The sequence below is a fragment of the Alloprevotella sp. oral taxon 473 str. F0040 genome (genome assembly GCF_000318095.2).
In the GTDB taxonomy this organism is placed as follows: Bacteria; Bacteroidota; Bacteroidia; order Bacteroidales; family Bacteroidaceae; genus Alloprevotella.
Map to the genome: position 1 here is coordinate 199,881 of NZ_KB290714.1, position 9,755 is coordinate 209,635.

General features: G+C 49.7%; 8 protein-coding genes. All 8 read right to left on the reverse strand.

What is annotated here, in order from left to right:
* Positions 1–80: 80 nt before the first annotated feature.
* The 8 genes from HMPREF9999_RS03395 to secDF all read right to left on the reverse strand — a co-directional run bounded on the left by HMPREF9999_RS03395 (position 81) and on the right by secDF (position 9,389).
* On the reverse strand, positions 81–731 hold the full coding sequence (locus HMPREF9999_RS03395; protein ID WP_044063080.1) for an O-methyltransferase: 651 nt from the start codon (positions 729–731) through the stop codon (positions 81–83).
* Positions 732–814: 83 nt separating this feature from the next.
* Positions 815–1,717 (reverse strand): 2-amino-4-hydroxy-6-hydroxymethyldihydropteridine diphosphokinase, encoded by a 903-nt coding sequence (gene folK / locus HMPREF9999_RS10220; RefSeq protein WP_009436954.1) that lies wholly within the window; start codon positions 1,715–1,717, stop codon positions 815–817.
* 16 nt (positions 1,718–1,733) lie between these two features.
* On the reverse strand, positions 1,734–2,789 hold the full coding sequence (queA, locus tag HMPREF9999_RS03405) for a tRNA preQ1(34) S-adenosylmethionine ribosyltransferase-isomerase QueA (protein WP_044063026.1): 1,056 nt from the start codon (positions 2,787–2,789) through the stop codon (positions 1,734–1,736).
* Between the two features lie 82 nt (positions 2,790–2,871).
* Entirely contained in the window at positions 2,872–3,591 is a 720-nt protein-coding gene (gene truB / locus HMPREF9999_RS03410; RefSeq protein ID WP_009436957.1) for a tRNA pseudouridine(55) synthase TruB, read from the reverse strand.
* On the reverse strand, positions 3,588–4,667 hold the full coding sequence (locus HMPREF9999_RS03415) for an undecaprenyl-diphosphate phosphatase (RefSeq protein ID WP_009436958.1): 1,080 nt from the start codon (positions 4,665–4,667) through the stop codon (positions 3,588–3,590). Before HMPREF9999_RS03415 ends, truB begins: the two co-directional genes overlap by 4 nt.
* Positions 4,664–5,017 (reverse strand): DUF3098 domain-containing protein, encoded by a 354-nt coding sequence (locus HMPREF9999_RS03420; protein WP_009436959.1) that lies wholly within the window; start codon positions 5,015–5,017, stop codon positions 4,664–4,666. The genes HMPREF9999_RS03415 and HMPREF9999_RS03420 overlap by 4 nt, the downstream gene beginning before the upstream one ends.
* Before the next feature lie 188 nt (positions 5,018–5,205).
* Positions 5,206–6,078: a cell division protein FtsX gene (locus tag HMPREF9999_RS03425; RefSeq protein WP_009436960.1), complete on the reverse strand. Its 873-nt coding sequence runs from the start codon at positions 6,076–6,078 to the stop codon at positions 5,206–5,208.
* A gap of 302 nt (positions 6,079–6,380) precedes the next feature.
* Entirely contained in the window at positions 6,381–9,389 is a 3,009-nt protein-coding gene (secDF, locus tag HMPREF9999_RS03430) for a protein translocase subunit SecDF (protein WP_009436961.1), read from the reverse strand.
* Positions 9,390–9,755: the final 366 nt, after the last annotated feature.

The window sequence follows — 9,755 nt, forward strand, 5'->3', positions numbered from 1 at the left end:
TTCTCAGCGCGGGGTTGGAGGTTTGCACCTTTATGTGCTGTAATTGCTCGTGCGCTATGTGCTGTTTGAGCCACAGCCTCCTAGTCGCTTACCTTGCGGATGAGGGAGAGGCCATCGCGGAGGGGAAGAATAAGGGTTTCCACTCGTGGGTCAGTGGCCATCTTGTCGTTGAAGGCGCGAATGCCCTCAGTTTGAGCGTCCATGCGTTCGGTTTCCACCACGTGCCCATCCCAAAGGGTGTTGTCGGCTAATAGGAAACCACCTACACGCATCATGGGGAAGAGAAGGTCGAAATAAGCACAGTAGTCGCGCTTGTTGGCATCGATGAACGCTAAATCTATGACGAGATGGAGCGGTGGGAGTAGCTTTTCGACCTCACCAATGTGGAAGTGAATGTCGACGTCGGAAGACCATGGGGAGTTTTCCAGCCATGGGCGTGTGAAATCCTCTTGTTCGTCATTGATTTCAAAGGTGTGGAGCACACTTCCTTGCGGCATGCCAGCGGCCATCGACAGGGCAGAATAGCCAGAATAGGTGCCAATCTCTACGACAGTCCGCGGTTGGTGCATCTGACAGAGCATGGTGAGCAAACGTCCTTGGAGCGGACCACTCGCCATACGCGGACGGATGAGCTGCGTGTGCGTGGCGCGGTAGAGCTGATAGAGATAGGGATGCGCTGCTGTGGTGTGACTCGCTACGTAATCGTCGAGAGCTTCGTTGACGTTGGACATGAGGGTGAAGACTTTGGTTGGTGTCAGCATCGCAGTAGTGTCTTGCATTGACACGGCGTGTGCGAGTGTGCTGCGCCTTTCTTTTACAATCGAATGCAATAGACGTTGGTCTCTCTGCGCTCAAAGCCTTCAGACACATAGAGCGCATTGGCAGCCACGCGTTCTGGTGGGGAGGTGAGGTGGAGAGTTATGGCGCGGTGCTCAGCAGCGAGGTCTTTGGCAGCGCGGATGAGGCGACGTCCCAAACCTTTGCCACGATGCAACTCGTCGACTACTACGTCTTCCACATAGGCTTTCGTGCCAGTGGGGGTGTACATCATGCACAGTGTGGCCATACCCACCACAAGTATTTCGCCTGAACGATTGGCATGCACCAAGATGAGGTGGATGTCGGGATGGTGAACGATGCGCTCTAGCGAAGCCCAGTCGAGCTTTCTACCCGGAGTGAGCTGTGGTAGCAGACGATTGATGCTGTCTAAGTCGGTGAGTGTGGGCTCTACGGGGAAAGCTAAATGATAGTCTGGGGTGAGCTTATCTAGCAGTTGACGGAATGTTCCACCGCCTTCACCAGCATATTCGCCATCTGGGTCGATTTCGACGAGGGGGCGAAGCACAAAGTCGCGTTCCGCCAAACGAGGATGGGGAAGTTCTAAATCGCGATTGTGAATGTGGTGATGTCCATATTGCAACAAGTCGATGTCGATGGGACGATCAAAGTGTTCCCCTCCTTCACTTTTGCGCTCGCGTCCGAGTTGTCTCTCGATGCGTTTGGCAATTTGGAGGATGCGACCTGGAGAGAGCTTCGTGTCGAAGATAGCAACGGCGTTGAGAAAAGCGTTGTCGGAGAGCATATCCACGGGAGCTGTTTCGATGAGTGAGGAACAGCGGACTAGAGGCCCTACATGCTGCGACATCAGTTGCACAGCTTGGTGAATATTCTCCTCGCGGTCGCCGAGGTTGGCACCAAAGGCGATGTGTATGTGCATAGTAACTGATGAGGTTTTAATCAACAATGAGCATTACGTCGCCGAATGTGCCGAAGCGATAGCCTTCTTTCAAAGCCACTTCGTAGGCATTCATCACGTGTTCGTAGCCACCAAAGGCTGCAGTGAGCATGAGGAGTGTGGACTCAGGCATGTGGAAGTTGGAGAACATTGCATCAGCTACCGAGAATTCGTAGGGAGGGAAGATAAACTTGCTCGTCCAGCCTTCAAATTCTTTGATGCGACCTTCTGTGCTCACACTGGCTTCGAGGGCACGCTGCACGGTAGTTCCTACGGCGCAAATCTTATGTCCCTTCTCTTTTGCGGTATTGACCATCTCACAGCACTCTTTGCGCACGAACATTTGCTCGCTGTACATCTTGTGTTTGGTGAGGTCTTCCACGTCGGTTTGGGTGAAGTTGCCCAAGCCACAGTGGAGGGTGATGAAAGCAGATTCAATGCCTTTGATCTCCATGCGCTTCATCATGTTCTTGCTGAAGTGCAAACCTGCGGTGGGAGCGGTGACAGCCCCTTCGTGTTTGGCGAAGATGCATTGGAAACGTTCCAAATCTTCTGGTTCGGAAGGGCGTTTGATGATTTCATGAGGAATGGGAGCTTCGCCAAGCGCATAGAGTTGTTGGCGGAACTCATCGTGATCGCCATCGTAGAGGAAGCGCAAGGTACGGCCGCGGCTTGTGGTGTTGTCGATAACCTCGGCCACGATGGAGTTGTCTTCTCCAAAGTAGAGCTTGTTGCCAATACGGATTTTACGAGCTGGATCTACGAGGACATCCCAAAGGCGAAGGTCGCGGTTGAGTTCGCGCAGAAGGAACACTTCGATGCGTGCACCAGTCTTCTCCTTGTTGCCGTAGAGGCGAGCAGGGAAGACCTTAGTATCGTTGAATACGAAGACATCTTCTTCATCGAAATACTCCAAGAAATCTTTGAACTCACGGTGTTCAATTTCGCCTGTCTTGCGATGGAGCACCAGCATACGGCAGTCATCGCGATGGGGAGCAGGGTATTCTGCAATCTTCTCTTGAGGGAGCTTATACTTGAATTGAGACAGTTTCATAAGTGAGATATAATTGGGGGATGAGAGGTGCGGCACTTTCGTCACAGCTGTGGGAAGTGTGTGCACTTCTTGATGAAGAATTTTATTGAGGAAGTTCGGTTTCTATGGTTTGCTGTGCTAGCCAACCTTCGAAATCGTCGAGTTGCATGCAGTCTTCCACGCGGAAGTCACCCACGCGTGTGCGTCGAAGCGAGGTGAGATGTGCACCACTGCCGAGGGCTTCGCCGATGTCTCGTGCCAAAGCGCGGATGTAGGTGCCCTTAGAACACACTACACGGATGGTCAAAAACTTGTCTGCACCTGCTAGTGCGCAATCTAAGAGTTCGAGTTCGTCAATCCGTAAGAGCTTCGGTTTGAGTTCCACTTCCTTACCTTTGCGTGCCAAGTCGTAAGCGCGCTTGCCGTCTACCTTTACGGCGGAGAAAGCGGGGGGAGTTTGCCAAATGTCGCCGATGAACTTCTTGAGTTGTGTTTCCACTAATTGGTGGTCTATATGGCAAGTAGCATAGGTGTAGTCTATGGGATGCTCAAGATCAAAACTAGGGGTGGTAGCTCCTAAGCGCAGCGTTGCGATGTACTCCTTAACTCCTGCTTGCAACGTGTCGATTTGTTTGGTAGCACGTCCAGTGCAAACCACCATCACGCCAGAGGCAAGAGGATCGAGAGTACCTGCATGTCCGACTTTTATTTTCACTCCACCCATGGCGCGGGTGAGCAACCAGCGCACTTTAGCAACCAGTTGAAAAGAAGTCAGCCCAAGTGGCTTGTCGAAGGTGAGGATTTGTCCAGTTAAAAAGTTCATGCAGGGCGTTGCGTTGCAGTTTTAGTGTTTTGTTGAGAGGGGAATGCGCGTTGAGAGTGATGGTCAGTGCGAGATTGTGCTGTGATTTCTGTTTGAGGAGCTGATGAACTGGCTTCGTGTTCGACTTTGAGTTCGACTCCCAAGGTGGGTAAAACTAAGATTACAGCACCGACTACGATGCGATACCATCCAAAAGCACGGAAACCATAGCGTGCAATGTAGTGGATAAAGTACTTCACCGCCATCAGAGCTACGATAAAGGCGATGAGGCTGCCTAAAAGGAGGGTAGTGAGGTTGCCATCGGCCGTGAGCATTTGTGTGCCGGTGAGATGTTGTACAGTGCCGTCAGAGAGTGTGATGTCTGCGCCATGCTTCATGAGGTCATAAACCTCCTTGACGGCAGCCCCAAACATGGTGGGGACAGCTAAGAAGAAGGAGAACTCAGCAGCCATCTTTCGGGTGAGCTTTTGTTGCATACCGCCCACGATGGTCGCCATGGAGCGAGAAGTGCCAGGAAGCACCGCTGCAATGCACTGATAAAGGCCAATCATGAAAGCGCGACGATAGGTCACGGGAATCTTGGCTTGGGCTTCTACTGCCGCTTTGTCTTTGGGAGCAAAGAGCTGATCGCAGAAAAGCATGAACACTCCTCCAACGATGAGCATCACAGCCACCATCGTGACGCTCTCTAGGTTCTTGTCTATTACGTCTTTCAGGGTCAATCCTACTGCAACAGCAGGCAATACGCCAACAATGAGTTTGAGGTAGAACGGCCATATGCGTGACCACCATTGCGCAAAACTAGCCCCCCCTTGTTGGATATGACCAGATGCACTTTGTGTAGAGCCTTTTCCTCCGAGGGCATCAGCCGATGGATAGAAAAACTTGCGCCAATAGAGTACGACTACTGCAAGAATCGCTCCCAACTGAATGATAACTGTGAAGGATTTGACAAAGGTGCTCATTTCCACTCCTAATAGTCCTTCTGCAATCATCATGTGACCTGTGGAGCTTACGGGGAGAAATTCAGTGAGCCCTTCGACAATTGCGATGATAATGAGGTCTATGAGATTCATGCTTCACCAGAAGTTGTAGAGCAAGTGGATGCTTTGAGAGGGGTATCTGCGCGAAGTGTAGCAATTATTTCCGCTTTCTCAGTTTTGTCTTTGCGGTTATCAGCTGAAACCTCTACTTCCTTTTTTTCTTTGGGTCGATAAAGGATAGCGATGATCATGAAAAGATAACCCACAAAACAGATGAGCGGTGCAACGACTGTGCGCATGCTGTCAAAAATCGTGGGATCAAAGTGAGTGTCGGTGCTACCCTTTCCACTCATCAGTACAAAACCAATGAGGACAGTGACGATAGCCACGGCCAAAAGATAAAAATTGATGGCCGAAAATGCGAATTGCTGTTTCTTTTGCATAGCGCAGAATTTAGCAGAGTTGAAGAGAATGGATATTGAAGTCAGTAGTCGGTGATACGATTCACGCAGGATATGCATGAGGACCTCGACTTTTATGATGAAATCCAGCAGTAGATGTTAGAACTTTCACCCAGCAAGGCTTAATTTCGTGAGCGGCTAGTCTCTAGTTTGCCGTTTATAGCGAGCTTCTAATAGAGATAGGCCTCGTGACGACTCATGCCAAGGTGCTTATTTACCGAGAAGAAGGCACTAATCACGGTGAGAATGATGCCTATCAAAGGCACACTCACGAGTGTCACCAAAATCACGGGAGGAGTGATGAGCGCGGAGATTTCTTTATCCCACATCATGAGGCCATACATGCCCCCATATAGCAGGATGTCGGCAGCAAGCCCAGCCCAAAGCCCAATGTTGAAGGCCTTCCATAGGAAGGGACGACGGATGAAGCTCCATTTAGCTCCCACGAGTTTCATGATTTGAATGGAGTGGCGGCGTTTGGCAATGCTCATTCGCAAAGTGTTGTTGATGAGAGCTAGGCTTACAAATCCCAACAAGGCTGCCACCACCAGTAATACCATGCTTACTTTGTTGATATTGCTGTTGATGTTTTGCATCAAATCTTCGGGATACACCACGTCCACCACGCGTTCGTCAGCTTGTAATTTGGGCATAAACTTTTTGAGCGAATCGGCATCGGCATATTCTGCTTTGAGATGAAGCTCAAAGGAAGCCGGTATGGGACTATAACCTAGGAACTCGTTGGGGTCGATGTTTAGAGCTTCACTTTGCAGTTTTGTAGCCTTTTCTTTAGAGATATAGGAAACGCTGCGTGTGTAAGGTTGTCGTTTGAGCGACGTTTGCAAATCGTAGGCTTGATCGTGGTTGATACTATCTGAGAGCAGCACCTCGACGGTGAAGTTCTCACGCAAGGCGCGACTAAGGTTATCGGCCATGGTGCCAAAGAATACAACAGTACCGACGAGTACCAGCACTAATGTGGTGCTGATGCCCGCAGTGATGTAGCTAAATCGTCCGTTGTTACGTGGTTTTCGCTTGCTCATTGTAGGGCGGAATGCAGGGTTTACCTCTCTCCATGTAGAGAAAAGGGTCGAATGAGGGTAATTTGCTGCAAAATTACAAATTATGTGGGGACTGCAACCCTATAACTGTCTTTTTAACATAACGCAGCGTACTTCGAAAGGTATGGGCTATTTGATGGGGCAAGCACTATTCTAAAAGGGATATATGCAGTGAAAACAGAAAATCTCCCACCCCTCGTGTAGGAGGAGTGGGAGAGAAGGAGGAGATATAGGGATTTCTCTGTGCTTGAAGTCTGTTCTAGACAGAGAACCTAAATGAAGTGTTATGCTTTTGCAGCCTTCTTAGCTTGACGGTTGCCATAGATCTTGTAAGCGATAGGAGCAGCCATAAAGATAGAAGAGAGTGTGCCGACGATAACACCGAGGATCATAGCAAACGAGAACGAGCGGATGGCGTCACCACCGAGGAAGAAGATGCAGAGGAGCACCAAGAGTGTGGTGAGTGAAGTCATAATCGTACGCGTGAGCGTGTTGTTGATAGAGTCATTGAAGAGACGTTCGGGTTCGCGAGTGGGGTAGAGACCGATATTTTCGCGGATACGGTCAAATACTACCACCTTGTCGTTAATCGAATAACCAATTACGGTGAGGATAGCACCGATAAACGTCTGGTCTACTTCCAATGAGAAGGGCAGGAAGCCCCAGCATGCCGAGTAGATGCCAATGATGATGAAGGTGTCGATGGCCAAAGCTACGATAGCACCTACAGAGAAGGCAACACTGCGGAAGCGGAAGAGGATGTAGATGAAGATGGCGATGAGCGAGAGAATCACACTGATGATTGCACCACGCGTGAGATCTGCTGCTACGCTAGGACCAACCTTTTGTGCAGAGATGATAGAGCCACCCTTGCGGTTGTCGCGATCCTTGAAGGTTGCGTAGTCTGCGTTCACCAACTTGTTGTTGTGGAGCGCGCGCCAGATGAGTTGTTCAACCTCTTGGTCTACCTTTTCATCGTTTTGGTCAATCTTGTAAGAAGTAGAAATGCGGAGAGCAGGGTTCTGAGTGGTTACGATAGAAAGAACACCTACCGTACCTGTTTGACCTGTCTTGGCAATTTCGTCTTCTACAGCCTTCTTCACCTGTTCGGGATTGGCCTTATGCTCAAATTCAACTACGAAGTTGCGACCACCCGTAAAGTCAATGCCTTGTTGGAGACCGCGAGTAGCCAATGAAACTGCACCACCAATCACGAGGATACCCACGAGGATGTTCGTCTTAGAAGCCATCTTCATGAAACCGAAATTGGTGTTGGTGAGGAACTTCTTAGAGAGGCCAGTGGTGAAGGTGAGGCCGAGCCACTTGTCTTTGTCAAGGAAGTGTTCGTAAGCAATGCGAGTGAGCCAAACAGCGGTGAAGAATGAGGCTACGATACCGATGGCGAGGGTCAAAGCGAAGCCACGGATAGGACCTGTACCGAAGTTGTAGAGGATAATCGCAGTGATGATAGACGTGAGGTTAGAGTCGAAAATCGCAGAGAATGCGTTGCCGTAACCATCAGCAAGCGCTTGCTTGATGTTCTTACCTGCACGGAGTTCTTCCTTTGTACGCTCGTAAATCAATACGTTAGCATCGACCGCCATACCGAGCGAGAGCACCATACCCGCAAGTCCGCTCAATGTGAGTGCAGCTTGGAAGGAGGTGAGCACACCGAAGGTGAAGAAGAAGTTGAGGATGAGCGCCATGTTAGCGACCATACCAGGAATTACGCCATAGAAAGCGCACATGAAGACCATCAAGAGCACAAATGCCACTACGCAGGCTGTGAAACCAGCTTGGATAGACGCAGCACCGAGGCTAGGTCCTACAGTTTCTTCTTGAACGATGTTGGTGGGAGCAGGCATCTTACCACTCTTGAGCACGTTAGCCAAGTCTTGGGTTTGTTGAGTAGTGAAATTACCGCTGATTTGTGACTGACCACCGTTGATTTCGTTTTTGATGGCTGGTGCGCTATACACCACGCCATCAAGCACGATAGCCACAGCCTTCTGGAGGTTGTTGCGAGTCACAGTAGCCCATTCGCGAGCACCTTCCGGTGTCATGGTCATGGAAACCACAGGCTTGTGGTATTGGTCGAAGTCGTCCTTTGCGTTTTCTACTACTTCACCAGCAAGTACGGCACCGCCATTGTTGCGACGAAGTGCATAGAGTTCATAAACACCCTTTTCTGCGTTTACCCCCCAAGCAAGGTTGAGGTCAGCAGGAAGGATTTCCTTTGCTACCTCTGAATGGATAGCCTTGTTCACTGCAGCAGTGTCTGTGGCGCGCACATAACCTACGATTGCAGATTTAGGATGACCAAGTTGCATAACAGCGAGGAGGGGATGTTGCTTGAGCATTTGTGCGCGAGCTGCATCTTCCTTGCCCATAGCATCAGCCTTTTTGCCTTGGGTGTTGCCGCCCTTGAGCGATGCCAAAGCATCTTTCACCTTAGCGTCAGCAGCCTTAGTGTCGGCTTTTGTACTGTCCACTTGGGCAGAGTCTGTAGAAGTTTTGCCAGAGTTAATCTGTGCCAAACGAGTGTCGAGAGCTTGGAGTGCACCCTGAACTTCGCCAAGGGTGTAAGTTTCCCAGAATTCGAGGTTTGCACTACCTTGGAGGAGCTTACGCACGCGCTCGGGTTCCTTGATACCAGGCATTTCTACCATGATTTGACCCATTTGACCACGGCCTTCGAGGATTTGGATGTTGGGCTGAGCCACACCGAAGCGGTCGATACGTTGTTGTACCACTTGGTATGAGTTGCTCACTGCAGCCTTAATTTCCTTCTCGAGTGCAGCCTTCACTTGTGCGTCTGTGCTGCTAGGTGTGATACCATCTTCTTTAAGTCGAAGAGAGAAGAGGCCGCCGAGTTGGTTGGCACCTACTTCCTTTTGGTACTTGCTCACGAAGACATCGAGGAAGTTGTCAGAAGACTTAGCAGCTTCAGCTTGTGCTTCAGCAAGAATCTTCTTCACTTTGGGGTCTTCAGTACCGCTGCCAGCGAGGTTCTTCACCACGTCGGGCACGGACACTTCGAGAATCACGTTCATACCGCCCTTGAGGTCGAGACCTAAGCCGATTTGGAGTGCTTCGCACTTCTTGTAACTTTGTCCCAGCCATACACCCTCGTCGCTTTGACGTAAAGAGTCGAGGTATGCTTTGCCAGCTTCTACGCCCATCGCTTCAGCTTTATTCTCGTAATGGTTAGTTACGAAGCTGAAACTCAAATAGTAGACGCAGATAAGGGCAAGCAATCCGGCGATTACTTTGACAAATCCTTTGTTTTGCATTTGAATTGAGGTTTATTTTATTGTTATTTGATTTCCACTGTAGGGAGTGATAAGAATGGGCTATTTACCTGTTGACGCGATTTTTCTCACCTTCGTGTCTAGAGTCTTCACCAAGATATACTTATCAGCCTGCAAATATACCAAATTATTTTCAGATTCCTGCATCATCGTGTTGAAATCCGTGCATTCTTCTCCTCTTTGTGACTTTTTCTCTTGTTATTTGCTAAAATTATGCTTGAAGTTGCTTGGTTCTATCTTCTTGTGTTCATCGTAGGAAGTTTGCTCTTCTAGTCTTAGATTGCACCTCCTCACGCACGTGCATGCGCGCGCACTACAGGGAATTTGCACTTTTTGCTTTCACAACCT

Coding starts and splice junctions, on each gene's coding strand:
- folK (WP_009436954.1), bottom strand. CDS start 1,717: ATGCACATACACATCGCCTTTGGTGCCAACCTCGGCGACCGCGAGGAG.
- truB (WP_009436957.1), bottom strand. CDS start 3,591: ATGAACTTTTTAACTGGACAAATCCTCACCTTCGACAAGCCACTTGGG.
- HMPREF9999_RS03395 (WP_044063080.1), bottom strand. CDS start 731: ATGTCCAACGTCAACGAAGCTCTCGACGATTACGTAGCGAGTCACACC.
- HMPREF9999_RS03420 (WP_009436959.1), bottom strand. CDS start 5,017: ATGCAAAAGAAACAGCAATTCGCATTTTCGGCCATCAATTTTTATCTT.
- secDF (WP_009436961.1), bottom strand. CDS start 9,389: ATGCAAAACAAAGGATTTGTCAAAGTAATCGCCGGATTGCTTGCCCTT.
- HMPREF9999_RS03425 (WP_009436960.1), bottom strand. CDS start 6,078: ATGAGCAAGCGAAAACCACGTAACAACGGACGATTTAGCTACATCACT.
- queA (WP_044063026.1), bottom strand. CDS start 2,789: ATGAAACTGTCTCAATTCAAGTATAAGCTCCCTCAAGAGAAGATTGCA.
- HMPREF9999_RS03415 (WP_009436958.1), bottom strand. CDS start 4,667: ATGAATCTCATAGACCTCATTATCATCGCAATTGTCGAAGGGCTCACT.